At 72.0% G+C, this 26,690-nt stretch carries 25 protein-coding genes; 8 read left to right on the forward strand and 17 right to left on the reverse strand.

Annotated features, from left to right (window positions below):
• Positions 1–837, forward strand: coding sequence for a helix-turn-helix domain-containing protein (locus ACIBJB_RS20885; RefSeq protein ID WP_398932695.1), 837 nt, complete (start codon positions 1–3; stop codon positions 835–837).
• A gap of 19 nt (positions 838–856) precedes the next feature.
• On the opposite strand, the gene ACIBJB_RS20890 is transcribed toward ACIBJB_RS20885, so the two are convergent.
• The 3 genes from ACIBJB_RS20890 to ACIBJB_RS20900 form a co-directional block, all read right to left on the reverse strand.
• Positions 857–1,681, reverse strand: a complete 825-nt coding sequence (locus ACIBJB_RS20890; protein ID WP_398932567.1) for an SAM-dependent methyltransferase — start codon at positions 1,679–1,681, stop codon at positions 857–859.
• Between the two features lie 207 nt (positions 1,682–1,888).
• Positions 1,889–5,242: a S8 family serine peptidase gene (locus ACIBJB_RS20895; protein WP_398932569.1), complete on the reverse strand. Its 3,354-nt coding sequence runs from the start codon at positions 5,240–5,242 to the stop codon at positions 1,889–1,891.
• 31 nt (positions 5,243–5,273) lie between these two features.
• On the reverse strand, positions 5,274–6,044 hold the full coding sequence (locus ACIBJB_RS20900; protein ID WP_398932696.1) for a DUF3152 domain-containing protein: 771 nt from the start codon (positions 6,042–6,044) through the stop codon (positions 5,274–5,276).
• A gap of 173 nt (positions 6,045–6,217) precedes the next feature.
• Between ACIBJB_RS20900 and ACIBJB_RS20905 the strand changes: the two genes are divergently transcribed.
• The 3 genes from ACIBJB_RS20905 to ACIBJB_RS20915 are packed head-to-tail and all read left to right on the forward strand — an operon-like array spanning position 6,218 to position 8,915.
• A complete protein-coding gene (locus ACIBJB_RS20905; RefSeq protein ID WP_398932571.1) occupies positions 6,218–6,913 on the forward strand; it encodes a response regulator in 696 nt (231 codons plus the stop codon).
• Positions 6,910–8,370, forward strand: a complete 1,461-nt coding sequence (locus ACIBJB_RS20910; protein WP_398932572.1) for an ATP-binding protein — start codon at positions 6,910–6,912, stop codon at positions 8,368–8,370. Before ACIBJB_RS20905 ends, ACIBJB_RS20910 begins: the two co-directional genes overlap by 4 nt.
• Entirely contained in the window at positions 8,367–8,915 is a 549-nt protein-coding gene (locus ACIBJB_RS20915) for a hypothetical protein (RefSeq protein WP_398932574.1), read from the forward strand. Before ACIBJB_RS20910 ends, ACIBJB_RS20915 begins: the two co-directional genes overlap by 4 nt.
• Positions 8,916–9,237: 322 nt before the next feature.
• Here the strand turns inward: ACIBJB_RS20915 and ACIBJB_RS20920 are convergent, their stop codons facing one another.
• The 3 genes from ACIBJB_RS20920 to ACIBJB_RS20930 all read right to left on the reverse strand — a co-directional run bounded on the left by ACIBJB_RS20920 (position 9,238) and on the right by ACIBJB_RS20930 (position 12,214).
• Positions 9,238–11,016 carry a SpoIIE family protein phosphatase gene (locus ACIBJB_RS20920; protein WP_398932576.1) on the reverse strand — a complete coding sequence of 593 codons (1,779 nt, stop codon included), beginning with the start codon at positions 11,014–11,016 and terminating at the stop codon, positions 9,238–9,240.
• Positions 11,017–11,108: 92 nt separating this feature from the next.
• Positions 11,109–11,396, reverse strand: a complete 288-nt coding sequence (locus ACIBJB_RS20925; RefSeq protein WP_398932578.1) for a hypothetical protein — start codon at positions 11,394–11,396, stop codon at positions 11,109–11,111.
• On the reverse strand, positions 11,393–12,214 hold the full coding sequence (locus ACIBJB_RS20930; protein ID WP_398932580.1) for a phytanoyl-CoA dioxygenase family protein: 822 nt from the start codon (positions 12,212–12,214) through the stop codon (positions 11,393–11,395). The genes ACIBJB_RS20925 and ACIBJB_RS20930 overlap by 4 nt, the downstream gene beginning before the upstream one ends.
• Positions 12,215–12,284: 70 nt before the next feature.
• On the opposite strand from ACIBJB_RS20930, the gene ACIBJB_RS20935 reads away from it, so the two are divergent.
• Positions 12,285–13,115, forward strand: a complete 831-nt coding sequence (locus ACIBJB_RS20935; protein ID WP_398932582.1) for a helix-turn-helix domain-containing protein — start codon at positions 12,285–12,287, stop codon at positions 13,113–13,115.
• On the opposite strand, the gene ACIBJB_RS20940 is transcribed toward ACIBJB_RS20935, so the two are convergent.
• From ACIBJB_RS20940 to ACIBJB_RS20955, 4 genes are all read right to left on the reverse strand, one after another.
• Positions 13,070–13,933 (reverse strand): metal ABC transporter permease, encoded by an 864-nt coding sequence (locus ACIBJB_RS20940; protein ID WP_398932584.1) that lies wholly within the window; start codon positions 13,931–13,933, stop codon positions 13,070–13,072. The genes ACIBJB_RS20935 and ACIBJB_RS20940 overlap by 46 nt on opposite strands.
• Positions 13,930–14,730, reverse strand: coding sequence for a metal ABC transporter ATP-binding protein (locus tag ACIBJB_RS20945; protein ID WP_398932586.1), 801 nt, complete (start codon positions 14,728–14,730; stop codon positions 13,930–13,932). Before ACIBJB_RS20945 ends, ACIBJB_RS20940 begins: the two co-directional genes overlap by 4 nt.
• Positions 14,727–15,668, reverse strand: a complete 942-nt coding sequence (locus ACIBJB_RS20950) for a metal ABC transporter solute-binding protein, Zn/Mn family (protein ID WP_398932587.1) — start codon at positions 15,666–15,668, stop codon at positions 14,727–14,729. Before ACIBJB_RS20950 ends, ACIBJB_RS20945 begins: the two co-directional genes overlap by 4 nt.
• Before the next feature lie 104 nt (positions 15,669–15,772).
• Positions 15,773–16,324, reverse strand: coding sequence for a CGNR zinc finger domain-containing protein (locus ACIBJB_RS20955; RefSeq protein WP_398932588.1), 552 nt, complete (start codon positions 16,322–16,324; stop codon positions 15,773–15,775).
• A 26-nt stretch (positions 16,325–16,350) separates the two neighbouring features.
• Here ACIBJB_RS20955 and ACIBJB_RS20960 point away from each other — a divergent pair, with 26 nt between their 5' ends.
• Entirely contained in the window at positions 16,351–16,785 is a 435-nt protein-coding gene (locus ACIBJB_RS20960) for a GNAT family N-acetyltransferase (protein WP_398932589.1), read from the forward strand.
• Here the strand turns inward: ACIBJB_RS20960 and ACIBJB_RS20965 are convergent.
• From ACIBJB_RS20965 to ACIBJB_RS20980, 4 genes are all read right to left on the reverse strand, one after another.
• Positions 16,769–17,668 carry an amidohydrolase family protein gene (locus ACIBJB_RS20965; RefSeq protein ID WP_398932591.1) on the reverse strand — a complete coding sequence of 300 codons (900 nt, stop codon included), beginning with the start codon at positions 17,666–17,668 and terminating at the stop codon, positions 16,769–16,771. The two genes, ACIBJB_RS20960 and ACIBJB_RS20965, sit on opposite strands and share 17 nt — an antisense overlap.
• A gap of 128 nt (positions 17,669–17,796) precedes the next feature.
• Positions 17,797–19,065, reverse strand: a complete 1,269-nt coding sequence (locus ACIBJB_RS20970) for a VWA-like domain-containing protein (protein WP_398932592.1) — start codon at positions 19,063–19,065, stop codon at positions 17,797–17,799.
• Positions 19,062–20,282 carry an AAA family ATPase gene (locus ACIBJB_RS20975; RefSeq protein ID WP_398932593.1) on the reverse strand — a complete coding sequence of 407 codons (1,221 nt, stop codon included), beginning with the start codon at positions 20,280–20,282 and terminating at the stop codon, positions 19,062–19,064. The genes ACIBJB_RS20970 and ACIBJB_RS20975 overlap by 4 nt, the downstream gene beginning before the upstream one ends.
• 66 nt (positions 20,283–20,348) lie before the next feature.
• Positions 20,349–21,719 (reverse strand): hypothetical protein, encoded by a 1,371-nt coding sequence (locus ACIBJB_RS20980; protein WP_398932594.1) that lies wholly within the window; start codon positions 21,717–21,719, stop codon positions 20,349–20,351.
• A 122-nt stretch (positions 21,720–21,841) separates the two neighbouring features.
• Here ACIBJB_RS20980 and ACIBJB_RS20985 point away from each other — a divergent pair, with 122 nt between their 5' ends.
• Positions 21,842–22,999 carry a cytochrome P450 gene (locus ACIBJB_RS20985; protein WP_398932595.1) on the forward strand — a complete coding sequence of 386 codons (1,158 nt, stop codon included), beginning with the start codon at positions 21,842–21,844 and terminating at the stop codon, positions 22,997–22,999.
• 19 nt (positions 23,000–23,018) lie between these two features.
• Here the strand turns inward: ACIBJB_RS20985 and ACIBJB_RS20990 are convergent, their stop codons facing one another.
• From ACIBJB_RS20990 to ACIBJB_RS21000, 3 genes are all read right to left on the reverse strand, one after another.
• Positions 23,019–23,792, reverse strand: coding sequence for a hypothetical protein (locus ACIBJB_RS20990; protein ID WP_398932596.1), 774 nt, complete (start codon positions 23,790–23,792; stop codon positions 23,019–23,021).
• Positions 23,789–25,048 carry a glycosyltransferase family 4 protein gene (locus ACIBJB_RS20995; RefSeq protein WP_398932597.1) on the reverse strand — a complete coding sequence of 420 codons (1,260 nt, stop codon included), beginning with the start codon at positions 25,046–25,048 and terminating at the stop codon, positions 23,789–23,791. The genes ACIBJB_RS20990 and ACIBJB_RS20995 overlap by 4 nt, the downstream gene beginning before the upstream one ends.
• Before the next feature lie 74 nt (positions 25,049–25,122).
• Entirely contained in the window at positions 25,123–26,196 is a 1,074-nt protein-coding gene (locus tag ACIBJB_RS21000; RefSeq protein WP_398932598.1) for an alkene reductase, read from the reverse strand.
• Positions 26,197–26,296: 100 nt separating this feature from the next.
• On the opposite strand from ACIBJB_RS21000, the gene ACIBJB_RS21005 reads away from it, so the two are divergent.
• Positions 26,297–26,665, forward strand: a complete 369-nt coding sequence (locus ACIBJB_RS21005; RefSeq protein ID WP_398932599.1) for a MerR family transcriptional regulator — start codon at positions 26,297–26,299, stop codon at positions 26,663–26,665.
• Positions 26,666–26,690: the final 25 nt, after the last annotated feature.

Consider the following 26,690-nt stretch of genomic DNA (forward strand, 5'->3'; position numbering starts at 1 on the left):
ATGGTGCCGCGACTACTGCTCGGCGCGCGGCTGCGCAGGCTGCGGGAGGAGCGGGGGGTCTCCCGTGAGGACGCGGGGCATGCCATCCGCGGCTCACGGTCGAAGATCAGTCGTATGGAGGCCGGCCGTCACGGCTTCAAGCCGCGGGACGTGGAGGATCTGCTCACTCTCTACGGCGTCACGGGCGAGGCCGAACGCGCCACCCTGCTGACCCTGGTCGAGGAGTCCAACACCCCCGCCTGGTGGCAGTACTTCAACGATGTGGTGCCCGCCTGGACGCAGACCTACCTCGCGGCCGAACAGGCGGCGAGTCTCGTCCGCTGCTTCGAGGTCCAGCGGGTCCCCGTCCTGCTGCAGACCCCCGACTACGCCCGTGCCTCCCTCCGGCTCGCCCACGCGGACGCGTCCCCGGAGCAGATCGAACGACGTGTCGCGTTACGGATGTCCCGGCAGCGGATCCTGCACAGGCAGCCGGCGACCAGGCTCTGGGCCGTGCTCGACGAGGCGGCGCTGCGGCGGCCCGTGGGCGGCAGCTCCACGATGCGGGCCCAGATCAGGCATCTCATCGAGGTCTGCAGGCTCCCGCAGGTCACGATCCAGGTCCTGACGTTCCTCTCCGGCGGACACTCGGCGGAGGGGGGCCCGATCACCATCGTGCGGCTGCCCGGCAGCGAGTTGCCCGACGTCGTCTACCTCGAACAACTCGCCACCGGCCTCTATCCCGACCGTCCCGCCGAGATCGAGTGCTACTGGGACGCCATGAACCGCCTGGCCGTCGAGGCCGAGTCACCGGACGAGACGCCCACGATCCTGCACCGCATCCTCCAGGAGACCTGACCCCACGCCGGGAGCGGTCTCAGCTCTTGCGGGCGACACCGCCGTACTGGTGCACCTCCGCGGGAAGTCCCAGCGCCTCGGTGTCGGGGCGCCAGCGCGAGCACGACGCCACGCCCGGCTCCAGCAGCTCCAGTCCGTCGAAGTAGCGCGCGAGCTGCTCGGGGCTGCGCAGGATGTAGGGGATCGAACCGCCCTCGTTGTACTGCTGGATGGCCTGGACGTAGGCCTCGCTGGTGGCGGTGCTGTCGTACTGCACGAGGAAGCTGCCGGAGGGCAGCCCGGCGACCAGCTCCCGCACGATCGAGCACGCCTCGTCGTGGTCCTCGATGTGGCCGAGGATGCCCATCAGCATGAGGGCGACGGGCTTGTCGAAGTCCAGGGTCTTCCCGGCCTCCCGCAGGATCGTGGCGGGGTCGCGCAGGTCGGCGTCGACGTAGTTGGTGACCCCCTCCGGGGTGCTGGTGAGCAGCGCGCGGGCGTGGGCCAGCACCAGCGGGTCGTTGTCGACGTAGACGATCCGGGACTCCGGGGCCACCCGCTGGGCGATCTGGTGGGTGTTGTCGACGTTCGGCAGCCCGGTGCCTATGTCCAGGAACTGCCGGACGCCTTCCTCACCGGCCAGATGACGGACGGCGCGGGCGAGGAAGTACCGCGCCGCGCGGGCGCCGGTCTCGATGCCGGGGAAGATCTCGCGGAAGGCGTCACCGGCCACCCGGTCGACCTCGTAGTTGTCCTTCCCTCCCAGCCAGTAGTTCCAGATCCGGGCGGACTGCGGCACAGAGGTGTCGATCTTGGGCAAGGCCTCCTGTTCGGACTGCTCGGAGTTCTCTGCCTGATCAGCCATGGACGCTCCTGCGTGTGCGCGACGGGGAGACCCGCCGAACGGTCGGACACCGGTCGTGGACGTTCACGTTAGTCCCCGAGGGCCACCTCATGTGAATCATCGGCCCCAACAGGGCTTGATCTGCTGCCTGTTGACCGACCGTCGCCCAGGTGGACACGGCTGCCCGGGACAGCGGCGAGGCCGTCCCGGGCAGGTGGGTACAGGGGGTTACGGAGTGGTCAGGTAGGCCCTTTCGATCGTCTGGGTCAGGGTGTTGCCCGCCCGGTCCGTCAGCTCCGCGCGCAGGGAGACGGAGCCCGCCGTCACCGGGTGCCTCAGCGACAGGTGCGTGCCGCCGACGGACTTGGCGGCCTGCCAGGTCTTCCCCTCGTCGTAGGACACCTGGAAGGCGAGCTTCGCCGGGCGCTGTCCCGCCGCCGCGCCCTCGACGGTGAAGGGCACCTCGAACCGCTTGCCCGCCTTGGCCGTGCTGGCCAGGGTCAGGTCGGGGCTGAAGCGGACCGTCGACAGCGGCAGGGAGGCGAACTCGCTCTCGGGGGTCTTCGCCGAGCGGAAGGTCCACTCCGCGCGGACCCGGGTGCTGACCGGATACACGGCCGGGTCACGGGAGTTGTCCACGGTCAGCTTGTACGTGGTGTCCGCTGCCGGAACCGTGTACTCGGTGACCCCGTCGGTCGGAGGGGTGTCGTAGTCGTCGGCGATCTCCTTGCCGTTCGCCTCCAGCCTGGTCGTCACCGCGGTCGTGTCGCTGATGCCCCAGTGTCCGCCGCCGTCGCCGAACAGCGGGACATACGCCCGGACGGTGTTCCCCGTGCGGGCGACACCCGGGAAGCCCCTGGCCGGCCCGAGCTGTCCGGTGCCGCCCAGCGCCGGGCCGAAGACGCCGACGTTGAAGCGCTCCTGGTAGTGGTGACCGGCCTTCCAGGTCTGCGGCATCCTCATGAGGAAGTTCTCGAAGACCGACTCCCGGCCGTCGCCCGAGAGTTGCCAGGTGCGCATGGACCACTGCACACCGTTGTCGAGGAGGTACTCGGTGCTCCGGAACGGCAGGTCGCCCCGCATGTCGGTAAAGCCGAAGACCAGTTCGCCGTCGGGCAGGTGCGGGCTCACCTCGGCCTGGACGCGTCGGCCGTCGACCGCCTCGCCCACCTCGAGGTCCACCTTCGCCAACTGCTTCCGCCCGACCTTGGCGGTGAAGCCGTCCACGCTGCCCTCCCGGAACCAGGCCGCGTGGTAGTTGACCCGGTCGTCGTCCGCGCCCTTGCCGCTCCAGCCGCCGGAATACAGGGCGTTGAGACCGTCCACGGGCTCTCCGCCGCCGAGCCGCCCGAACCGCGAGCCCTGGAAGGTCGGCATCAGGTACTGGAGTGAACCGTCCCGCTCGCCCTCGCCGCGCCCGAAGCCGATCACGACGGTGGCGTCGGTGTTCTCGGCCGCCGGGTCCGGCATGGTGATGTCCACCGGCTTCGCCTGCCGGGCGTCCACGGTGACGGTCTTGTCGCCGTCCAGCCGGAACCTCGGCTCCACCAGAACGCCGTGGACGGGCGACGAGGTCGCCGGGTGGACGACCCCGCTGAGGATGTAGTCGCCCTTGGGCAGCCGTACCGTCAGCTCGCCGTCCTGCTCGTCGGCGTACTCGGCGTAGAAGTCGCCGTCGAAATCGGCGACGGCGGTGGCGGCGTCCCCGGTCGGCCGGCCGCTCTCGTCAATGTGCTTGAGGGTCAGGCTGTACGACTCCACCTCGCGCGCCACCCCTACGGCGGACCGCACCTGGACCTTGCCGTCGGCCGACGTGGCCTGCACCGAACCGCCGAAGCTGCCGTCGGCGCTCCCCGCGCGGGTGTCCGCCGTGACCTCGGCGCCGGCGGTGCCGCCCGCCGGAACGGTGATCCGCTGCGGGGACACACTGAACATGCCCTCGGCGGCGGGCTTCCCGTCCACCGCGAAGGCGTCGACGGACAGGTCGAGGGTGACCGGCTCGGTACCTATGTTGCGGTAGGTGAGCTGCTTGGTGGACGGCTTGTCGTCGTCGTGCGGCCACTGCTGCTCGCCGAAGTCGAGCGGCCCCTGCTCGGTGACGACGTTCTGTTCCAGCGCCCGGACCAGATCGGTACGGCCGGTGCCCTGCTGGAAGGAGCTGTACGTCCCCGGCTTCGCGGAGCCGGTGAGGACCGCCTTGAGACGCTCGCCGCTCCAGTCGGGGTGCTGCTGGGCGAGGAGGGCGGCGGCGCCCGCGACATGCGGGGTCGCCATGGACGTACCGTCGAGGGTGGCGTAGCCGGGGACGCCGGAGGGGAACTGCTCCTCGACGATGCTGCCGGCCGCCGCCGCTGCCGTGATCTCGGCACCGGGCGCGGTCAGGTCCGGCTTGACGCCGCTGTCCCCGACCCGCGGGCCGCGACTGGAGAAGTCGGCGAGCGCGTCGGACTTGTCGACCGCGCCCACGGTGAGCGCGGCGTCCGCGCTGCCGGGCGAGCCGACCGTGCCCTCGCCGTACTCGCCCTCGTTCCCCGCCGCCACGACGAAGAGCGTGTCGGACTCGGCGGAGAGCCGGTCCACGGCCTCCTCCATCGGGTCGGAGCCCGGAAGGTCGGTGCCGCCGAGGCTGAGGTTGACGACGTCCGCCTTCTGGGCCACCGCCCACTCCATGCCGGCGATGATCCCGGAGTCCGAGCCGAAGCCGGTGTCGTCCAGGACCTTGCCGTTGAGGATCTTCGCGCCCGGCGCGACCCCCTTGTACTTGCCCTCGGACTTGGCGCCGGTGCCGGCCACCGTGGACGCCACGTGTGTGCCGTGTCCGAACTTGTCGCCGGTGCCGTCGGAGCCCGAGAAGTCCTTCTCCTCGACCACCTGGTCCGCCAGATCGGGGTGGGAGGTGTCGACTCCGGTGTCCAGGACGGCGACCTTCACTCCGGTGCCGTCGTATCCGGCGGCCCACGCGGTGGGTGCGCCGATCTGGGGGACGCTCTTGTCGAGCGAGGCCTTGCGGCGGCCGTCCAGCCAGACCTTCTCGACGGTCCCGGACTCCTCGGTGGTGACGGTGTCCCAGAAGTCGGTGGTCCGCTTCTTGACGGAACGCATCGACTTGCCGTTGACCACCGGCAGCGTACGGCCCATCCGGGCCCCGGCCTCGGTGAACGGGCTCATCGAGGGCGTCTTCTTGCCCTTGAACGTGACGATCAGCGGGACGTCGGAGCGGCCCGCGTCGTCGTAGCCGTCCTTGAGCAGCTGGGTCACATCGAACAGTCTCGCGTCCAACTTGCCCCGCGCGAGCAGCAGTTCGGCGTCGCCGGGAACGACCCGGGTGTGTCCGGCGACCTCCCGGACCGAGAACGGCACGTCCTTTCGGCCCGGCGCCCGCTCCACTCCGGAGACCTGCCCCTTGGCGCCGACCAGGACCCGGTCGCCGGTGACCAGCGTGACCGTCCGTACCGCGGCGGCCGTACGACCGCCCCCGGTGTCGACGGCTCCCGCGCCGGCCGGGAGACCGGCGAGGACCAGCGTCACGGAAGCCACTCCCGCGGCCATGGCCGCATGTCTGTGGCGTACGCGTAACTCCATCAGAACTCCTGACAGTTGGGGGATCAATGCGTCACGGGACGGAGGGGCCCGTGAGGAGACGGCCGTCGCTGTCGTACGGCCAGACATTGGGGACGCAGCCGAGCAGGCCCTTGATCTGCTGCATCATCGCGGGGGCCGGCTGCCCCTTGCCGGGGCAGGTCACATGGCCGTGGCCGAGGAAGTGGCCCACCTCGTGGTTGATGATCAGCGAGCGGTACCCGACGACGTCCTTCGGATAGAACTCGGTCGCCAGCACCCAGCGTCTGAGGTTGACCATCACGTCGTGGTTCACGCTGCAGTTGACCTTGCCGCCGGTGTCGAGCCCGCCCTCGGCACAGATCTTGTCGACGGTCGCCGGGGTGGCGAGGCGGACCCGGAAGTCGGTGGGGCCACTGGACACCCGCTGGAACGCCGAGTGGCCGTCGGCCGTCCAGCCGCGCGGGTCGGCCAGGGTCCGCTCCACCTGCGCGGCGACGTCCTCGGGGGAGATCGTGATGCCCCTCTCCACCTCGACCCGGTAGCGCAGGGGCGTGCCCTTGCCGACCCGCCCGCTCCCGCCGGGCGCGGTGACGAAGGTCCCCGGACCGCTCTGGGGGAGGGGAGTCGTGGAGGGGCTGGGAGACGCGCTGGACTCTTCCGGTTCAGGTTCCGGTTCCGACTCCGGCGATGTGGTGGTCCTTTGAGGCACCGGACTCTCAACGGGTGCCAGAGCAGCGGACGTTCGTCCCGCGTCGGACGGCAGCCACGCCACCACCGCGCCACCGACGGCCGCGAAGACCGCCAACGCGGCCAGGCCGCCCATCAGTTGGCTCTTCACGCTCCGTTCGGAGCGCTTCCGGCGACGACGGCCGGCGGGGTTTCGTTTGTGCGCTGTCACGGTGGTTCACGATGTGATCGCCATGTGATCGGACCTGGCCCGGAAGATAACGAACCGATAACCCTCCTCGTGGTCATGGTCGTGTGGATACTGTGCGCATGTCACGTGTACTGCTGATCGAAGACGACCCCGCCGTGCGGGAGGGCGTGGCCCTGGCCCTGCGCCGCCAGAACCACGACGTCGCCGCCACCGCCACCGGCGAGGAGGGAATGGACCGGCTGCGGGCCTTCCGGCCGGACATCGTCGTCCTCGATCTGATGCTGCCCGGCATGACCGGCCTGGACGTGTGCCGGGGCATACGGGCCGTCGACCAGACCCTGCCGATCATCATGGCGACCGCACGGGGTGACGAAGTGGACATCGTGGTCGGCCTGGAGGCGGGCGCCGACGACTACGTCGTCAAACCCGTCCTGGCCCGGGTGCTCGACGCGCGCATACGCGCCGTCCTGCGCCGGGCGGCCGGAAGCACACCCCGCACCGAGGGCCTGCCGAAGATCGACACCTACGGCGACCTCGCCGTCGACCGGGCCGGACTGACCGTCGCGCTGGACGGCGAGCCGATCGCCCTCGCCCCCTCCGAGCTACGGCTCCTGCTCACCCTCTCCGCCTCGCCGGGCCAGGTGTTCAGCCGCCAGCAACTCCTGGAGGCGGTCTGGGAGCACGACTACCACGGCGACGCCCGCCTCGTGGACGCCTGCGTCAAACGACTGCGTACCAAGATGTCCGAGCCGCCCCGCGCACCCCGCTACATCCACACCGTGCGCGGTTTCGGCTACCGCTTCGCGGCGCCGTGAGAAAGCGCCGGCTGCGGGGCCTGCGAGCCCGTCTGGTGGTGGCCTTCGGGCTCGTCGCCGCCGTCGCGGCCATCTCGACCGGAGCCCTGACCTTCCGCGAGGCGCGCACCGGCATACTCCAGCAGAGCCAGGACGCCACCATCAGACAACTGCGGGCCCAGCTCAACCAGCACGCCGCCGAACTCGCCCTGCCACCCGACGAATCGGCGCTGCGCAAGTTCGCACAGGACATGGCGGCCACCGAGTCGCAGGGGAGCTGGCGGGTGCTGGTGACGTACGGGGACCTCAGCGCTCCCTCCGTCCCGGGCGACGCCTTCACCGAGGTCACGCCCGGCGTGCGCGAGGCCGTCGGCGCCAGCCGGGCCACCGTCTTCCAACGAGTGCGCGGCGACGGACGCACCTCCCTGGTCGTCGGCATGTCGATCCTCTTCGGCGCCCCGGACAGCGCCGCCACGGTCACCGGGGTCCACGTGTTCCTCGTCGTTCCGCAGACCACGGAACAGGCGTACGTCGACGCCCTGGTCACCGCTGTCGAACGGGCCATGGTGGTGGCCCTCGCGCTCGCTGTCGTGCTCGCGCTCCTCGCCGCCCGCGGGGTGCTGGTGCCGGTGCGCAAGCTGCGGCTCGCCACCCGCAGGATCGCCGAAGGGCGTCTGGACACCCGGCTCGCGGTCAACGGCTCCGACGAACTCGCCGACCTGTCCCACACGTTCAACGAGACGGCCGCCGCGCTGGAGACATCGGTGGCCGAACTGCGCGAGATGGAGGCGCGGGCCCGCCGCTTCGCGGCCGACGTCTCGCACGAACTGCGCACCCCGCTCGCCGCCATGTCCGCCGTCACCGACGTCCTCGACGAGGACGCCGCCCGGCTGGACCCGGACACGGCCACCGCGGTCAGACTCATCAGCGAAGAGACTCTCAAACTCGCCCGCCTCGTCGACGACTTGATGGAGATCTCCCGGTTCGACGCGGGCGCGGCGGTGCTGCACCTGGACGAGATCGACCTCGCCGAGTCGATCCGGCGCACCCTCGCCGCCCGCGGCTGGACGGACACGGTGGCAACCGATCTGCCGCCGCCGCACGCGGTACGCGGACGCGTCGACCCGCGCCGCCTCGACGTGGTCGTCGCCAACCTGGTCGGCAACGCGCTCAAGCACGGCGCCCGCCCGGTACAGGTGCGGCTGAGCGTCGGCGAGGCGGGGGCCGTCATCGAGGTACGGGACAGCGGCCCCGGCATCCCCCCCGAGGTCCTGCCCCATGTCTTCGAGCGGTTCTACAAGTCGGACACCGCCCGGATCCGCTCGGAGGGCAGCGGCCTCGGTCTGTCCATCACCGCCGAGAACGTCCGCATCCACGGCGGCACCGTCCGCGCGGCCAACCACCCGGCGGGCGGCGCCGTCTTCACCGTAGAACTTCCGCTGTGGCGGGACGAGTCGCCCGAGGAGAACCCGTCATGAAGGCCCTGCGCAGCGTCCCGCTGCTGACGCTCCTCGCGCTCACCTCCTGCGGGATCCCCGCGACCGGAGTGGTGGAGGCCGGCGGTCCCGCGAGCGGGACCCTCCCGATGACGCGGGTCTACTTCGTCGAGAACGGCGCACTCGTCGCGATGCCGCGCACGACCGAGCTGCCCGGTGATCCCGAGGCGGCGCTGCGACTGCTGATGGCCGGTCCGCTGGCCGGGGAGGGGCGCTCGGGGAGGCTCTCCAGCGAGGTACCGGGCGTGCCGACCGCCATGGCACTGCCACCCGCCACCGACGAGCCCGGGAACCCCGACCCGCCCTCGCCGGACACCCCGACGGTGACGGTGAAGGGCGACGCGATGACGATCCGGCTCCCCCCGGGCATGGACAGGTTGAGCGACACCGGGGTACGGCAGGTCGTCTGCACGGCCGCCGCCGCGTACCGCCTCACGCGTCCGTCCGATGCCACGGTCACCGCCGAAGTGACCGACGGCGGCAGATGGCAGGTCACGGCGTCGGACGAGGCCTGCCCCGACCGGTGAGGAGGCGGAAGGTCACCGGGGTACGGCAGGTCGTCTGCACGGCTGCCGCCGCGTACCGCCTCACGCGTCCGTCCGATGCCACGGTCACCGCTGAAGTGACCGACGGCGGCAGATGGCAGGTCACGGCGTCGGACGAGGCCTGCCCCGACCGGTGAGGAGGCGGAAGGTCACCGGGGTACGGCAGGTCGTCTGCACGGCTGCCGCCGCGTACCGCCTCACGCGTCCGTCCGATGCCACGGTCCCCGCTGAAGTGACCGACGGCGGCAGATGGCAGGTCACGGCGTCGGACGAGGGCTGCCCCGATCGGTGAGGAGGCGGAAGGTCACCGGGGTCCGGGCGGCTCCCGCAGGGTGCGTGCCGCCAGCAGCGTGACGTCGTCCTCCGAGTTGGCCGGGGCCAGCCGGTCCAGGACGGTGTTCAGGATGTCCGGCAGGGCGTTCCCGGCGGCGACGGGCGCGTGGGTGAGGGCGGCGAGGCCCGTGTCGATGTCCTCGCCGCGCCGCTCCACGAGCCCGTCGGTGTAGGCCAGCAGCAGGGTGCCCGGCGGCAGCGGGCAGTGCCGGCTCTCGTATCCGCCGAAGCCGGTGCCCAGGGGAGGCCCGACGGGGAGGTCCGCGAGTTCGGGGGCGGTGCCCGGCCGCACCACCAGGGGCGGGACATGGCCGGCGGTGGCCAGGACGGCGAGTTCGGCGCCTGGGTCCAGGAGGACCAGCACACATGTGGCGACGCGGTCCAGGTCGAGCGCGTCGGCGGTGCGGTCCGCCTCGGTGAGCAGCCGGTCGGGAGCGAGCCCCTGCAGGGCCAGCGCCCGGATCAGGGAGCGGTACTCACTCATGGCCGCGGCGGCCCGCACCCCGTGCCCCATGACGTCCCCGACCACGAGCAGGGTGCGCCCGGCGGGCAGCGCGACCGCGTCGAACCAGTCGCCGCCGACCTCGGCACCCCGCCCGGCGGGCAGATAGCGGCTGGCGATCTCCACGCCCGGCCCCGGTGTGTGCGGGGTGGCCAGGAAGGCGCGCTGCATCTCCAGCGCGGTCTCGTGCTCGTGGGTGTAGCGCAGGGCGTGGCCGATGCCCGTCGCGGCCCGCGCGGTCAGCAGTTCCAGAAGCTCGGCGTCGTCCGGCGTGAACTCGGGGGAGTCCGCCCTGCGGCCGACGATGACCGCCCCGACGGGCTCGCCGCCGACCATGAGCGGCAGGTAGGCCACGGAATGCAGCTCCAGAGCCCGGTAACGCTCGAGCCGCTGCCGGGTGGGGGCGAGCAGCCGCACGGTGTCGTCGTCGGGCCGGTTGAGCACCACGGGTCTGTGTCCGGCCAGCACCTGGGCCATCGACGAACTGGCCTGGTGGAAGATCACCTCGCCGCTCCTGGTCACGGGGGTGAACGGCTCGGGCGTGCCGGGTGCGGCGGCCACCGCCATGCGCCGCAGCCGCACCGGGACGGGGGTGGCCGGGGCCCTGCGGGTGCCCTCGGGGTCGAGCACGTCCACGGCGGCGTAGTCGGCGAACCGCGGCACCAGCAGGCCGGTCAGAGCCCGGCAGGCCTCGGCCGCGTCGAGCGTGCCGCCGACCCGGGCGGCGGTCTCCGCCAGCAGCTCCAGACGCTCCTGGGCCCGGGTGAGCGACTCGCGCTGCCGGATGCCGTCGGTGATCTCCATGACGACGGCGGCGACACCGAGGATCTCGCCGTCCTCACCCTCGAGCCGGTGGAAGGCGCCGAGCCACCAGCGCGGCACGTCCACCGTGTCGACGGGCGGCCGCCCGTCGAAGACGACCGTCTGCGGCCGTCCGGTACGGAGTACCTCGCGGGCCACCTCCGCCGAGGGCCCGGAACCGGGGATCACCTCCGGCATGGGACGGCCGAGGTGCTCCTCGACGGGCAGCCCGTTGAACTTGGCCAGGGTGTCGTTGAGGTACAGATAGCGCAGGTCCGCGTCCAGGACCGCGACGGCCGCCGGTGTCCCGTCCAGGAACCGGCGGGCCGTCCAGAACTCGTCAAGGACCCGCCCCGTCCCCGCCGCCCGGGCCGCCTCCGACAGCTCCCGCAACGTCTCCGAGGGGAGGAAGGGGGCGGAGGGCGCGGACAGACGGGGGTGGGTCATCTGGTGTGATTCCTCGAAGAGCCGGAGTCCGATTCGTCATACTTGCTGAGTATTGGACCACATTTCGAGATGGTGAAGCTATGAGCCGGGTCTCATCCGCCGCTCACCAGCTTCTCGAAGAAGAACTCGTGCTTGAGGAACGACGTCTCGTGCTCGGTCCCCGGATACGGCGGGACGAGCTGCGCCGCCTGGAAGAGCCGCCAGCCGTCCTGGAGGGCCGCGACGCCCGTCTCGTACGGCGGCTCGTCGCTGTCCCCGGTCGTGGGGCGGGTGGTGCCCGTGCCGTCGTAGCGGGCCCAGCCGACGACCCGCGAGTCGAGCGCGGAGGTGTCCAGGTACAGGACGAGAACCTGCTGGCGCAGGGTGGTCGAGAGGGTCACGCGTTGCTCCTCTGTGCGGCGGGCCGGTTGGCGATACGGGTGGCCCAGTACTCGATGTCGAACGCGGGATCGCCGGACAGGGCACGCCACAGCCTGACCCGGTTGAGGATCTCCAGCCGTCCGGTGGCCTGCTCGTACCAGGGGAAACCGCGCCCCAGTTCCTCCCGGACGGCAGGCGCGTCCAGGTCCGCCGTGTCCCACAGCCGCACCTGGGGCACCGTCGGGTTGAAGCGGATCTTGTACATGTGGCGGACGGTGTCGCTGTCGTTGCGCCGGCCGCCGTGCCAGATCCCGTGGTGCAGCAGCACGACCGTGCCGGCCGGGCAGGTCAGCCGGGTCTGGCCGCGCAGGTTCTGGTAGCGGCCGGTGTCGGTCTCGTTGGTGCGGCGCAGATGGCTGCCGGGGACGATGAGCGTGCCGCCCATCTCCGCGGTGACCTCCTGCGGGTAGTACATGAGCTGGACGTCGAACGCGTCGGACCGCAGATCGATGACGGCGTCGGCGTGCAACGGCTGGGCGCTGCCCTCGCGCGGCTCACGGATGTGCACGAAGTGGTGGTCCACGGTCGGATCCGGGCCCACCAGACTCTCCAACGCCCCCGCGACGGCGGGCAGTTCGACGAGTCGGCGGGCGAAGGAGCCGTCGGGGAACGCCTTCGGTACGGGTGTGCCGTACGGCACGGAGGGCAGCCCGGCGGCGAAGACACCGAGCGCCTCCTCGTTCATCTCCCGGGGCACGATGCCGTCCAGGCGCAGGAAACCGTGGGCCACGAACCGCGCCACCTGGGCGGAGCTCAGCAGCTGTCGTGTGGTTGGCATACGGCAACCGTAGGAACAGTCACCCGGGAAGTAGTGGGCTGTAATCGGCGACCACTGGTAGTTTTCCACCATGACCCGGCACGTCGACCTCAGCCTCGACCTGCCGCCCCACGTGGAGAACGCGGGCGTCGGCGTGCACGGCTCCGCGGGCCCGCACGACGTGTTCCGGCTCCCACGGCTGTGGCAGCTCCATCTCTACGGCTACTCCGGCACCCTCGAGCTGGGCGGCTCCCGGCACCCGATCCGCCCGGGACACGTGAGCCTCGTCCCGCCCGACACCGAGGTGCACTTCCACTACGACGCCACGCGCTGCGAGCACCTGTACGCCCACTTCCGGCTGCCGGGCGACGGAGAGCGGCGCCGGGTCCCGGTGATGCAGGACGCCGGTGCGGACGCGGCGGTGCTGACCGGACTGCTGCGGCAGACGGTCGCCGCCGGCACGCAGTCCTCGATCCGGGCCTCCGCCGAACTGTGGACGGTGCTGTGGCGCACGACCGGCCTGGCCGGCGCCGGCGAGGACCGGGCCCGGCACCCCGCGCTGCGGACGGCGATCTCCCACATCGAGGAGCATCTGGCCGGACCCCTGAGCGTCCCCGGCATCGCCCGCGCCGCCGGGGTCTCGCACACCCATCTGACCCGGCTGTTCCGCGAGGACACCGGACACACGGTCGTCGCCTACATCCGGCGCCGTCGCACGGAACGCGCCCGGCACCTGCTCATCGCCTCCACGCTGGCCATCCCGGCGATCGCGGCGACCGTCGGCATCCCCGACCTGCAGGCCTTCAACAAGGCCTGCCGCAAGGAGCTGGGCGCGTCGCCGCGGGCCGTGCGGGAGGGGTACGGACAGAGCGTGGCTCAGGCCGGAGCCGTACGCCGGGTGCCCCAGCGCCGGGTCCGGTAACTGCCGACCGCGCCACAGACGACGTAGAGGACGAACGAGATCGTCGTGACGTACGGGCTGATCGGGATGCTGCTGCCCAGGGCCAGCAGGATGCCGCCCTCGATCGACGCCATGGCGAAGACCACGCTGAGCAGGGGCAGCAGGACCGGCGACGCGGTGACGCGGGCGGCGGCCGCGGCCGGGGTGATCAGCAGGGAGAGCACCAGCAGGGCGCCCACCACCTGCACGGACAGGGCGACTGCCAGGCCGAGCACGATCATGAAGGCGAGGGAGAGCCCGCGCACCGGGACCCCGCGGGCCTCGGCAACGTCGGGGTCGGCGCTGGCGAAGGTGAGCGGGCGCCACATCACCGCGAGGGCGATCAGGACCACCGCGGAGGTGGCGAGCAGCCAGGTCGTCTGCGGGGTGTCCACGGCGACGATCTGTCCGGTGAGCAGGCCGAACTTGTTCGCCGCGCGCCCCTTGTAGAGGGCGAGGAAGAGCACCCCGAGACCCAGTCCGAACGGCATCAGGATGCCGATCACCGAGTTGCGGTCACGCGCGCGCGTGCCGAGCAGGCCGATCGCGCCGGCCGCCAGGAGGGATCCGATGATCGAGCCCGCCACGATGTTCATGCCCAGCAGAAGGGCTCCGGAGGCGCCGGCGAAGGACAGTTCGCTGATGCCGTGCACCGCGAAGGGCAGGTCGCGCATCGCGACGAACACTCCGGCCAGGCCGCCGACCAGGCCCAGGGCCGCGCCGGCGATGAGCGAGTTGCGGACCAGGACGAGGAGTTCGCCGTAGTTGTCGAAGTCGAACATCTGGTGCCAGACGCTCATGGGTGGACCTCCTCCGGCACGTGGTGCGCAGGGTCGTCGAGGGCGCCGACCACCACGACCCGGCCGTGCACACGGACGACGTCGACCCGGGTGCCGTACAGCCGGGACAGGGACGCGGAGGTGAGGACCTCGTCGGGGGTGCCGACACGGTGGCCGCCCGGCGCCAGGTACAGCACCCGGTCCACCAGACCGAGCACCGGGTTGATCTCGTGGGTCACGAACACCACCGTCGTGCCGTGGGAACGGCGGCGGGCGTCCACCAACTCGGTGACGGCGCGCTGGTGGTGGAGGTCGAGGGAGAGCAACGGCTCGTCGCACAGCAGGATGCGGGGATCGGTCGCGAGGGCCTGTCCGATCCGGACGCGTTGACGCTCGCCGCCGGACAGCAGTCCGAGCGGGACGTCGGCGTACGCCGAGGCACCCACCGAGGCGAGGATCTCCTCAACTCGCTTGCGTACGGCGGCTGTTCGCAGGCGCGGCCCGAAGCGGTGGCCGTCGATGCCGAAGCGGACGAGGTCACGGGCGCGGAGCATCGCCTGCGGGGCCAGGGCCGCCTGCTGGGGGACGTAACCGATGTGCCGGGCGGCTTCGCGGGGAGAGCGGCCGAGAACCGTCAACTCCCCTGCGGACAGCGGCTGCCGGCCGAGCAGGGCCCGGACGAAGCTGGTCTTGCCCGCTCCGTTCGGGCCCAGCACGGCGAGGAACTCCCCTGGGCGTACGTCGAGTTCGAGGTCGCTCCAGACCGTGCGCGGACCGTAGGCGAGACCGGCCCCGCGCAGGCTGATGACCGCGCTCACTTGGCCAGTGCGTTCGCGAGCGCGTCGACGTTGCCGGTCATCCAGGCGAGGTAGTCCTTGCCGCTGGGCAGGGTCTCCGTCACCGGGACCACGGGGATGCCGGCCGCCTTGGCCGCCTGCTCGGACTTCTCGGTCTGCGGGCCCGAGGTCTGCGCGTTGTAGACCAGTGCCTCGACCTGCTTGCCGGTGAACAGGGCGAGGGTCTCCTGGAGGACCTTGGGGGAGACGTCGTCGCCCTCCTCGATGGCCTCGCTGAACTCCGTGGGCGTCTTGTCGACCAGCCCGCTCGCCCCGGTCATGTACAGCGGCACGGGCTCGGTGATGGCGATCGCCTCGCCGCCGTGCTCCTTCTTGATCTGTGCCTCCTTGGCCTCCAGCGGCAACAGGTCGGCCTTGAAGGCGTCGGCGTTCTTCGTGTACGTCGTGGCGTTCGCGGGATCGGCCTTGCCCAGGGCGGCCGCGATGCGGTCGGCGATCTTCGCGACCGTGGGGAAGTCGTACCAGACGTGCTCGTTGAGCTCGCCGCCCTGGGGAGCGGTCCGGCCGGAGACCTGGACCGCGTTGATGACCTCGGCGGAGGAGTTGCCGGCGCTCTTGAGCATCCGGTCCACGAAGTCGTCATAGCCGCCGCCGTTCTCGACGACGACCTTCGCCTTCGACAGGGCCAGCTGGTTCTGGGTGCTGGCCTCGTAGGAGTGCGGGTCCTGGTCGGGGTCGCTGATGACCGAGGTGACGGAGACCTTGTCGGCGCCTATGCGCGAGACGATGTCGCCGTACACGTTGGTGGAGGCGACGACGGCGACCTTGGACGAGGCGGCCGGGGCCGCGGAGGCGCTCCCGTCGCTCCCGGAGTCCGAGGAACTGCCGCAGCCTGCCAGCAGGGTGACGGAGGCGCCGACGAGCAGCACCAAGCGGCGGGATGACGGGGACGTGGGCATGGATCCTCCAAGTGCGGTTCTGACTGCCCCCTCACGCTAGATGGAAATGATTGTCGTAAACAGGTCAGGTGGTCGCTATGTGAAAACCGTTGCCAATAATTGACTCAGCCCTGGCCGGGGGCCGTCCGCCGGCCCGAGGACGCGCTGCGGGCCCGGTGGCGGCGGACCGCGTCCCGGTTGGCGCAGCGCTGGGAGCAGTACCGCTGCCGGCCGGTGCGGGAGGTGTCGGCGAAGATCGTGGCGCACTCCGTCACCTCGCAGCGCCGCAGGCGGTGCATGCCGCGTCCCGCCAGGTGCAGGGCGGTGCCGACGGAGATCAGGGAGTACAGCACGTCGCCGAGCGACTGGCCCTCGTCGCGGTAGTGCAGATGCCAGCCGGTGCCCACGTGGTTGGTCATCCGCGGATACGCGGCGGCCGTCGCCAGCATGCGGTTGAGCAGCCCGGCGCGCTCCTCCTCGTCCGTGGCGTCGACGACCTTCTCCCATGCGTCCAGCACCTCCCCGGTGCGGACCAGATCCCTCGGGGTGACCGGGCCGTCCAGCACCACCCCGGCGGCGAGGCAGCGGTCCGCGAGCTCCGTGACGTCGGCCGGACGCCGGTTGGCCAGATCCGCGGCCAACTTCACGGGGTCCTCGCCGTAAGGGTTGAGATGCACAAGGGCATTACACCAGTGTGGTCGGTATGGGACAAGGCACCGGAAGCTCGACGGCCGTACGGCGGGCGGTGGAGTACGACCTCGTGGAGCTCGTACGTCTGCAGGCCCTGCGATCCGGGGATCTCGACGGCAACGCGCTGGACTCACTGGCCGTGGCGCTGTGGGAGCAGCTCACCGCGGACGACGTGCGCGTCCTGGTGGTGGACGCCGAGGACGAGGGGCTCGCCGCCTGTGGCATCGGCGCCATCGACCGGCGCCCGCCCCGACCGGGCGTGCCCGGCGGCTGGACCGGGCACGTCATCGCAGTCGTCACCGATCCGGACCACCGGCGGCACGGCCACAGCCGTACGGTCATCGGCGGCCTGCTCGCCTGGTTCCGGGACCACGGCGTCTCCCGGGTGGAACTGCGCGCTCCCGTCGAGCACGCGCCCCTTCACCGTGCCGTCATTCCTTCCCGGTGAGCAGGCGCCGCGGGTTGGCGATACGGAAGGCGTAGGCCGCCGCTCCGCCGAGCCCGTGGCCGGGGTGCTGCGGCGGCTCCGCGTACGGCCGGTCCGAACCCTGGACCACGGCGTCCACGCCCAGCGCACGCACGACGGACTCGACGGCACGCGGCCCGTACGAGGACGTCTCGACGAAGACCAGCGGGTCGTGGGCTGTCCCGCCGCCCCCGCGCGCGGCGAACCGCTCCCCGTGCAGCGGGGCGAGCCCGGCAAGCAGTGCGAAGCAGACGCGGAGCCGGGGATGGCGGGGACGGCCGTATGCGCGGAAGGCGAACCAGGCGGCGTGCATCTGCTGGACGTAGGGGACCATCGCGGGCCACCACCCGGGCCCCGCGGAGCCACCGGCCGCGGGCCCCGGGTGCACGAACAGCGGGAGATCGCGCTCTTCGAGCAGCTCGAGCAAAGGGGCGCACCGGGCGTAACCGGCCGCGTCCGCAAGGGCGTCGGCGGGCAGCTGGAGGCCGGCGAACCCCTGGTCGAGGCAGTCCGCCGTCGCCTTGGCGTCGATGTCCCGCACACAGGCGGCGGCCCACGCCCCGAACGGCGCGGGGAGCGCGGCCGCACCCTCGTGATAGGCGTCCAGCAGCGGCCGTGCCTCGGCCGCGGGCAGCCACTCCACGCCGATCGGCGCCGAGAGGGAGACGAGGGCGAGGCCGAGGCCGTCGGTGGTGGCGAGCTCCGCGCGTCGGGCCGCGTCGTGGTCGGCGGGCGGGAGGCCGTAGGGCGGCTCACCGTCCAGATAGAGCGTCCAGCCGTCCAGATACGGCGGCTCGCGGCGCGCCCTCAAGGCCGCCACCAGCGACGGGCTCCACAGATGCTGGTGTACGTCGACATTGGTCATGTCGTTCCTCCCACCCAGGCCCGCGAGGTACTCCGGACTCCCCGACCCCCATGATCTCGTGGCCGACCACCCCCGCGTCCACCCCGCGGCGACTGTGAGGCCAGAAGGCCCGCTCGGAGCTTCGTGGCTCACCCGGCTCCGGATGCCGAGCCGATCTCCACCACGCGGGCCCAGGCGGGCGGTGAGTCCGGCATGTACTCGGGGTCGTTCTCGCGTCGCGCGCGGCTCCTCCCCGGACGGGGGAACAGACCGATGACGGTACGGCATGCGGGCCGCGCGCTCGGCCAGGGTGTCTGCCCGTCGGTCAGGGCGACGACGACGTCCGGACGGGGCCGCGAGCGCAGCGCCTTCTCGAAACCCGTGCGCAGATCCGTACCCCCGCCGCCGACCAGGGGAATGCCCTCGGCCCGGCACAACGGACGCACGATCCCGGCCGCCGCGTCGCACGACAGCACGGTGACCAGATCACGTCGGCCGCCCACGGCGTGGGAGATCGCGGCGACCTCCAAGAGTGCGCTGCCCAGCTCGCCGTCGCTGACCGAGCCCGAGGTGTCGATGATCACGCAGACCCGCGGCGGCCGGCGTCGCAGGCTCGGCAGCACCGCGCCGGGCACCCCAGCCGAGCGCCTCGACGGACGGCCGTAGCTGTAGTCGTCGCCCGCGCCGGAGCCGGAGACCGCGGACCGAAGCGCTGCGCCCAGCAGGTCCCGCCAGGGCTGCGGCGGATGGAACGCGTCCTCCGCCCACCGCCGCCAGCCCTGCGGGGTGTCCCCCGGATGCGCCTTGATGCCCTGCGCCACCCGGAAGCGCACCGCGTCCCGTTCCTGCTCGCTGAGGCCGTCCGCCCCTTCGGAGCCCAGGTCCCACTCGCGTTCCAGGCCGTCGGCACCGCTGCCGCAGTCCAGCCAGGACAGGTCGAGGGTGAGCGGCCCGAAGCTGATCTGGCTCAGGTACTCCTCCATGAGCTGTCCCACGGGCAGCCTCAACCGCCCAGGCCGGACGGCGCCTTTGGGTGCGACCAGTCCGTCGCCGTACACGTCGTCGTTGATCTCGCAGTCCGCGGCGATGTTCATCCGCAGCCGGTCCCCGATACCGGTCAGCCCGCGCTCACGGGCCACCCGGTCCCCGCGCCCGTGGTGGTCGCGCAGCAGATGGGACACCTCGTGCACCCACACGCCCGCCAGCTCCTCCACCGGCATGCGGTCCACGAACGCCGGTGAGACATAGCACCGCCAGTGCCGGTCGACGGCCATCGTCGGCACCTGCTTCGACTCGACCGTGTGCAGCGCGAACAGCGCGGTGGCCAGATAGGGGCGGGCCCTGGCGGCATGCAGACGGGCGGCGAAGAGCTTGTCGCGGTCCAGACGGCCCCCTTTCTCAGGGGTGTTCGTGCTCATCGGCGGGCCTTGGAGGCGACGGCCGCCCGGTCCGCCCGCCGTGACAGCGCCACCGCCCCGGCGAGCCTCTCGATCGCCGCCGGCACGTCCCAGTCCTGCTGCCGGAGCGAGGCGAGCGTGGTCGCGGGCACGACCACCAGGTCCGGGGCCCCGGTCTCCAGCGCCCGCACCAGCACCGCCCACGCGGAATCCCAGCGGGCCCGGTCCGGACGTGCCCGCACGGCCGCCACCACACCGTCGAGCACGGCCTGCCGCAGGTCTCCCCGCTCGGGCAGGACGGCCCCCGCGGGATCGGCGAGCACGTCCTCCGGGTCAGGGAGGTCCAGCCGGTCCAGGCTCGCCAGCAGTTCCAGCCCCGGGCCGTCGCCCACCGTGCCCCGGACCAGCGAGGAGAGCACGTCCCGCGCGGAACCGGCCGCGGTCGCGAAGGCGACCAGGGACAGGGCCATGTCCCAGCTCCGTGGCGACGGCCAGGGACCGCCCCGCCCGGTCTCATTGGTGGGTAGCCGGTGCACGAGCGTGGGCCGCGCGGCGAGCAGCCCGCACACCGCGCGGCGGGCGAAGTCCACGGCCTCCGGCAGCTTGCGCGGGTCGAGCCGTGGCAGGGTGGCCCGCGGCCAGGTCCCGCCGAGTCCGCGTACGACGGTCTCGTGGTCGTGGGTCCACTGGAGATGGACGAACCGGTTGGCCAGCGGCGGGCTCAGCTCCCAGCCGTCGGCCGCCGAGGACCTGGGGTTGGCGGCGGCCACGATCCGCACGCCGGGCGGCAGTCGCAGTGCGCCGATCCGCCGCTCCAGGACGAGCCGGAGCAGCGCGGCCTGGACGGCGGGCGGCGCGGTGGACAGCTCGTCCAGGAACAGCAGCCCCCGGCCGGCCCGCACCAGCCGTACCGCCCAGTCCGGCGGGGCCATCGGCACGCCCTGGGTGGCGGGATCGTCCCCGACCACGGGCAGCCCCGAGAAGTCGGACGGCTCGTGCACGCTGGCGATCACCGTGGTCAGCGGCAGGTCCAGGGCGGCGGCGAGCTGGGTCAGGGCCGCGGTCTTGCCGATGCCCGGCTCACCCCACAGCAGTACGGGCAGATCGGCGGCCACGGCCAGGGTGAGGGCCTCCAGCTGGGAGTCGGGGCGCGGTTCGGTGGTGGAGTCGCGCAGAAGGGCCAACAGGTCGGCGGCGACGTCGAGTTGGGAGACAGGGGCAGGGGCGGTCATGGGCATGAGTGATCACCTGTGGGCTAGGAGTGGGGCAAGGGGAGGGGACGGTGTGTGTCCCCGATGGAGGACTCAGGTCGCGTGACGCGGATGGGTACGCCGGTTCCGGGGGTCGCGACCGCTCGGACGCGGTCGGAACCAGGTGGGCCCGGGTCCCGTCAGGCCGGCCCTGAACAGGCCGTAGGTGATGCGCCGTTGCGCGGCCGCCTCCAGTTCGTCCCGGAGGGGTCCGGTGCGCAGCAGCGCCTCGGGGCCGAGCAGTCCTTCCACGACGGCCAGGGCGCCGGCGGTGTCGCCGTGCACGAGACGTTCGCGGACGCCGGCCAGGCAGTGCGGACGGCGGTGTGCCTCGTCGATCGCCTGGAGGCAGGGGAGCGGGGTGCCGGTCAGCGCGACCAGCAGCTCCTCCCGCCGGATCTCGTCCGGGTCGTGGTCCAGCGGGGCCAGCACCCCGTCGACCAGGCCGATCCGGTGCCGGGCTCCCCGGCACTCCACGAGACGCGGTCGTCCTGGCCGGTCCGGGGTGCGGGGTGGTCCGGTGGCCGCCCGGTCCGGTGCCAACGCGGCGGCGACCAGGGGGTGCAGCCGTTCCGCCTCGATCGCGCCGACGCGCAGCAGTTGGAGGTCGGGCAGCACCCAGGTCGCCGCGTCCGGCAGGACGGGGAGCGCGGAGACGGTACCGGCCGGGGGAGTCGGCACGGGACGTATCAGGTCGTCGTCCGCGGCGAGCTCCAGCACCAGCCGCTGCCGCCCACCGAGCCGCACCAGCAGGACTCCGCCGGTCCGCCCTTCGGCCGCGAGCAGTATCCGCGCCTCGGCCGCCCACCGGTCGACGGCACAAGCGGGTGGCAGGATCAACTCCGGTCCGCGAAGGGAACGTTGACGGAACCCGGCCCGTATCGAGCCCTCACCGGACCCCGACCGCGCCCCCAACTCCCCGCCCCTGCCCGCATCCCACAGATGCCGGTGCAGATCCAGCCGGAACCGTCGGTTGGGACGCGGGTGCGGATGCCCTGCGGCGTCGGTCGTGGACCGGGACCACAGGGCGAGGCTGATGCGCTGTCCGGCGTCAGCCCAGGCCGGCGCGGTCCGGGCCACGAGATGCACAGGGCCCTCGGGTGCGTCGTACCGCGCCAGTGTCAGGGTCACCCCGGGCCGCAGCAGCCCGTCCGGGGCGATCCTCGGCATGTGCCAGCGCAGCAGGTCGGGAGCGAGGGCGCGGAGATCGGAGCGGACCCGGGACGCCAGCTCGCGGCCGTGATCGCGTGCCACGGCGCGGAGGTTGAGATCGACGTCGAAGCCCGCGGCGGCACACGCCCCCGCCCAGTCCCCGGCGAGGCGACGGGCGGTCGCGGTCTCGATCATGGAGGCCGGCACGGCGAACTCGCGCACGCGCGGCCAGAAGGATGTACGGATGTCCTCGTTCGCGGTCGACGTGAGCATCAGCGCTCACCTTGCGCGGACGGGACCCCCAATCGTTCAGGAGTGTGAGTCGTCATCGTGGAGCAGCGTAAGGGCCACCCACGCCCCTCTGCCACGTATTTTCCGCGGGGTTAGCCTGGAGCGTGATCGGATTCCCGCTCGGCGCCACCACCACGCTGGCCGAACTCGCCAGTGATCCGCATTCGCGGCTGGCCCGACTGCGTGCGCATGAACCGGTGTCCTGGCTGCCCGAACTGAACGGCTGGCTGGTGACCCGGCGGGATCTCGCGCTCGACGTGATGCGGGACGCCGAGACCTTCACCGTGGACGACCCCCGCTTCTCGACCTCCCGGGTCGTCGGCCCGAGCATGCTCTCCCTGGACGGCGACGCACACGCCCGCCACCGCGAGCCGTTCACCGCGCCCTTCCGCCCGCGTGAAGTGCGGGACGGCTTCGCCGAGTTCATCGAGCGGGAGACCGACCGTCTCGTCACCGCACTCGAACCGGCGGGCGCCGGCGAACTGCGCCGCACCTTCGCAGGCCCGCTCGCTGTCGCCGTCGTCACCGAGGCCCTCGGGCTGGTCGGCGCCGGTACGGACACGGTGCTCTCCTGGTACGACGCCATCGTGCGGACGGTCTCGGACATCACGGCGGGCCGTACGGCAGGGCCTGCGGGCCCGGAGGCGTACGCCGAGCTTCGGACAGCGGTCGAGGCGACGGTCGCGGAACGGGGCACCACCTCGCTCCTGACCTCCGCCGCGGACCGGTTGACGCTGCCGGAAGTGGCCTCCAACGCCGCGGTGCTGATGTTCGGAGGCATAGAGACCACCGAGGCGATGATCACCAACGCACTGCTGCATCTCCTCCGGCATCCGGATCAACTCGCCTTGGTGAAGGCCGACTCCGCCCTGCTGGACGGCGCGATCGAGGAGTCCCTGCGTCTCGAACCCGGCGCGGCCGTCGTCGACCGCTACGCCACCCGGGACATCACCCTCGGCCCGGCCCCGATCCACAAGGGGGACCTCGTCACCGTCTCCCTGACGGGTGCCAACCGGGACCCCGCCGTCTTCCCCGACCCCGACCGCTTCGACGTCCGCCGCGCGAACGCCCGCCTCCAGCTGGCCTTCGCCCACGGCCCCCACTACTGCCTCGCCGCCCACCTGGCCCGTCTGGAGACCCGCATCGCCCTACGGCACCTGCTCGACCGTCTCCCCGCTCTCCGCCTCGACCCGGACCGCCCCACCGCCCCGTACGGCCTGGTCTTCCGCAAGCCGCCCACCCTGCACGTGCTCTGGGGATGACCTACGGCGCGGTGACCGCTCAGCCGGCCTGCCTCACCTCCAGGGACAGGTCGTTGTCGACCGTGTAGTACGGCCGCACGACGATTCCCCCGGCCCTGGCGCCCGGGTAGACGAAGACATGCTTGCGGTCCGCCACGTCGTCCAGAAGCCGGGCGAGCCGGATCATCGGGGCTCCGGGAGCGGGCCGTACGAACAGGTCCCAGATGCCGATGTCCAGGGTCTCGTCGGCGACCGTGAACGAGAAGTTCCGGCCGTCCTCCGCTACCAGTGGCTCGAGCGTGCGCACGGTCTCTCCGTCCCGGCGCAGCCGCAACCGCACCTCGGCACCGGCCGGCAGCGAGGCACCGTGCAGCCGGGCCGAGAACGTCAGTGCCCCGCCCGTGACGTCCACGCGGTCGGCCTCCGCGTGCGCGGGCCGCAACCAGGTCCGCACCGCGAGGAAGCCGTCCTTGGTGACATAGGGGACCCGGACGGCCAGCGGCGCGCGCCGGTCCCGCAGGTGTCCGTCGACCAGGACCCGCAGGTCACGCGGGCCCGGACGCAGCCGTGTGCGCTCGGTCCCGTCCAGCAGATACACGTCCCAACGGCCCTCCGCGAGCACGGGATCGGCGCCGAGCACGGCACGCGCGCGCCCCTCGTCGGCCGGCTTCAGGTCGAGGACGTGCAGGGTCTCCTCGGGCAGCCCCTTCTTCGGACGCAGCCGCAGCAGCAACCCCTCTCGGTGGACCGACGGCAGCTCGAAGGTGATCCGGCCCTCCGCGTCGACCGCGCATCCGGCGCGTGGCGTGGTCATGACCGCCCCTTCCGTACGAGGCGCAACGCGCCGCTCGCCGCGATCAGCGCGGTGTCCCTGGCGGCGGAGCCCCGAGCGGTCAGAGTTCCGCCCTGGCGCTCCCGCACGACAGGCCGTCCCGCCCGCCGCGCCGAGACCGCCTCGGTGATGAGCCGCTCGGCCTGCTCGACCACGGGTCCGGGAGCGAACCGCCGCGCGTTCTCCAGGGCCGCCCGGCCCATACGGCGGCGCAGCTCGTCGTCGCCGACCAGCTCCAGCAGGGCCGCGGCCATGGCGTCCCGGTCCCCGACCGGCACCAACCGCCCGTCGACCCCGTCCGCGATGATCTCGGCGGGGCCGTGCGGGCAGTCGGTGCTCACCACGGGCAACCCGCACCGCATCGCCTCGACGATGGTCATGCCGAAGGGTTCGAAGTCGGAGGCGGCCGCCCCGATCGAGCCCTTGACCCACTCCGCCTCCATGGGAGCCGCGGCGCCCATCAGGAAGACGTTGTTCCACAGACCGAGGTCGGTGATGAGCTGCCGCAGCCGGTCGTGTTCGTCCCCCTTGCCGTAGATGCGCAGCTGCCAGTCCGGATGCTGGGCGGCGACCGCGGCGAAGGCCTCGACCAGAAGGTCGTACCGCTTCACCGGGACCAGCCGACCGGCCGCGACGACCACCTTCGCCGAACCGTCGGCCGCGGGCAGTACGGGATCCGGCACGCTGTTCGGAAGTGCCTCGACCCGGACGCCGGGCAGCCGCATCCGGCGCCGGTAGGCGCCCGCGTCCGCCTCGGTCACCGTGGTGAGCACGTCGAGCCCCCGGTAGGCCCGCCGCAGCGCGGTGCGCAGCCGGGGCGAGTGGTTGTCCAGGGTGAGGTGCTCCTGTCCGATCCGGGCGACATGGGGTGGCGCCTGACCCGCGAGATGCACGTTGAGCCCCGGCCGGGTGCCGATCACCGCGTCCGCGTCGATGGCGGCGAGGGCCTCGGATATGCGCTGGTCGGTCAACTCGCTGTACTGCCCGTACCGGTACTCGGAGCGCGGGAACACCCGCGCCGGTCTCAGATGTAAAGGGTGCTCCTTCTCCTCTCTGAGATCGACCAGCGGCCGCAGCGAAACCCTCGGATCCAGCACGAAGTTGGGCAGCTCCCGGTGCCGCAGCACGGAGACGATCTCCACCTCGTGCCGTTCGGCCAGGGCCTGGGCCAGATTGAAGGTGGTGGTGATGGTGCCTCCGATCCCGTAGGCGTTGTGCAGCAGGAAAGAGATCTTCATGCTGGGCTAGACCACTCGACATTGCCTGCGGTTGACCCTCGTTACCCTTTCGTGGTGTCCTCGCCGCCTGGACGTCACGCCGTGTACTGGTATGTGGGATAAGTGAGGTAGCCGTTGTCGCCGCCCTGGAAGTAGGTGGCCTCGTCGGCGGGGGCGATCGGCAGATCGGTGCGCAGCCGCTCGACCAGGTCCGGGTTGGCGATGAACGCACGGCCGAAGCTGATGAGATCGGCGCCGAGACCGAGCCAGTGGTCGGCCTCGGAGCGGCCGGCCTGCTTGGCGCCCAGCGGCAGCACCGGGTTCATGACGAGGGCGCCGGGCCAGACCTGCCGCAGGGTCAGGAGCGTCTCCTCGGGGGCGGTGGCCTCCAGATGGACGTAGGCCAGTCCGAGACCGGACAGCTCGGTCAGCAGCGCGGTGTACAGCTCCACGACCTCGGTCTCCTCGACTCCCCAGAAAGTCCCGCCAGGTGAGAGACGGATCCCGGTCCGCTCCGCACCCACGGCGTCGACGGTCGCGGCCGCCGCCTCGACGGCGAACCGGATCCTGTTGGTCACCGAGCCGCCGTAACGGTCCGTGCGCAGATTGGCGTTCGTGGAGAGGAACTGGGAGATCAAGTAGCCGTTGGCGCCGTGCAGTTCCACCCCGTCGAACCCGGCGTCGACGGCGCGGCGCGCAGCCCCGGCGTACGACTCGGCATGCTCGGGCACCTCCTCCGTGCCGAGAGCGCGCGGAACCGGCGCGGGCTGCGGTCCTGTGGGCGTGAACACCTCGCCGGTGGCCGGGACTTCGGAGGGCCCGACGGGCCGCAGGCCGTTGGTGTCCGGGTGCGAGACGCGGCCGCCGTGCATGATCTGGGCGAAGATCCGGCCCCCGTTGGTGTGCACGGCCTCGGTCACCGGGCGCCAGGAGGCCACCTGTTCGTCGGTGTGCAGCCCCGGCGTGCCCGGATTGGACTGCCCGATGAGGCTCGGCTGCACCCCTTCGGTGACGATCAGGCCCGCCGTGGCGCGCTGGGCGTAGTAGCGCGCCATCGACGGCGTCGCCAGACCGCCCTCGGCGGCCCGCACCCGTGACATCGGGGCCATGACCACGCGGTTGGGCAGCCGCAGTCCGCCGAGCCGGAAGCCGGTGAAAAGGGTCGTCACGTCATGTCTCCTTCGTGATCCGTCGCGCCCGAATCCCGGGCACGCAGGTACGCTAAAACCTGACGTCGACGTGAGGGTCAAGTCCATGAGGGAGGAACGCGTGCGCATCGGGGAAGTGGCCGCACGGGCCGGGGTCAGCGTCCGGGCCCTGCGCTACTACGAGGAGCAGGGCCTGCTCACCAGCACGCGCAGCGCGAGCGGGCAGCGGCACTACACACCGCACGCGGTCGAGCGCGTGGGCTTCCTGCAGCGGATGTACGCCGCCGGTCTGTCCAGCCGTACGATCGCCGAACTCCTGCCGTGCGTCGACTCGCCCAGCGAGGAGACGTCCGACGCCGCCCTGGAGCGGATGGCCGAGGAACGCGACCGGCTCTCCGACCACATCGAGGAGCTGATCCGGACCCGGGACGCCCTGGACGGGCTGATGGCCACGAACCGGGCTCACCGCGAGACCCTGCGGACGGCGTGACAGGCTGAGATCACCTGGAACCGGT

Source organism: Streptomyces sp. NPDC050759, from assembly GCF_044456945.1.
GTDB lineage: Bacteria > Actinomycetota > Actinomycetes > Streptomycetales > Streptomycetaceae > Streptomyces.

Coding starts and splice junctions, on each gene's coding strand:
- ACIBJB_RS20885 (WP_398932695.1), top strand. CDS start 1: ATGGTGCCGCGACTACTGCTCGGCGCGCGGCTGCGCAGGCTGCGGGAG.
- ACIBJB_RS20890 (WP_398932567.1), bottom strand. CDS start 1,681: ATGGCTGATCAGGCAGAGAACTCCGAGCAGTCCGAACAGGAGGCCTTG.
- ACIBJB_RS20895 (WP_398932569.1), bottom strand. CDS start 5,242: ATGGAGTTACGCGTACGCCACAGACATGCGGCCATGGCCGCGGGAGTG.
- ACIBJB_RS20900 (WP_398932696.1), bottom strand. CDS start 6,044: ATGGGCGGCCTGGCCGCGTTGGCGGTCTTCGCGGCCGTCGGTGGCGCG.
- ACIBJB_RS20905 (WP_398932571.1), top strand. CDS start 6,218: ATGTCACGTGTACTGCTGATCGAAGACGACCCCGCCGTGCGGGAGGGC.
- ACIBJB_RS20915 (WP_398932574.1), top strand. CDS start 8,367: ATGAAGGCCCTGCGCAGCGTCCCGCTGCTGACGCTCCTCGCGCTCACC.
- ACIBJB_RS20920 (WP_398932576.1), bottom strand. CDS start 11,016: ATGACCCACCCCCGTCTGTCCGCGCCCTCCGCCCCCTTCCTCCCCTCG.
- ACIBJB_RS20930 (WP_398932580.1), bottom strand. CDS start 12,214: ATGCCAACCACACGACAGCTGCTGAGCTCCGCCCAGGTGGCGCGGTTC.
- ACIBJB_RS20935 (WP_398932582.1), top strand. CDS start 12,285: ATGACCCGGCACGTCGACCTCAGCCTCGACCTGCCGCCCCACGTGGAG.
- ACIBJB_RS20940 (WP_398932584.1), bottom strand. CDS start 13,933: ATGAGCGTCTGGCACCAGATGTTCGACTTCGACAACTACGGCGAACTC.
- ACIBJB_RS20950 (WP_398932587.1), bottom strand. CDS start 15,668: ATGCCCACGTCCCCGTCATCCCGCCGCTTGGTGCTGCTCGTCGGCGCC.
- ACIBJB_RS20960 (WP_398932589.1), top strand. CDS start 16,351: ATGGGACAAGGCACCGGAAGCTCGACGGCCGTACGGCGGGCGGTGGAG.
- ACIBJB_RS20965 (WP_398932591.1), bottom strand. CDS start 17,668: ATGACCAATGTCGACGTACACCAGCATCTGTGGAGCCCGTCGCTGGTG.
- ACIBJB_RS20970 (WP_398932592.1), bottom strand. CDS start 19,065: ATGAGCACGAACACCCCTGAGAAAGGGGGCCGTCTGGACCGCGACAAG.
- ACIBJB_RS20975 (WP_398932593.1), bottom strand. CDS start 20,282: ATGCCCATGACCGCCCCTGCCCCTGTCTCCCAACTCGACGTCGCCGCC.
- ACIBJB_RS20980 (WP_398932594.1), bottom strand. CDS start 21,719: ATGCTCACGTCGACCGCGAACGAGGACATCCGTACATCCTTCTGGCCG.
- ACIBJB_RS20990 (WP_398932596.1), bottom strand. CDS start 23,792: ATGACCACGCCACGCGCCGGATGCGCGGTCGACGCGGAGGGCCGGATC.
- ACIBJB_RS20995 (WP_398932597.1), bottom strand. CDS start 25,048: ATGAAGATCTCTTTCCTGCTGCACAACGCCTACGGGATCGGAGGCACC.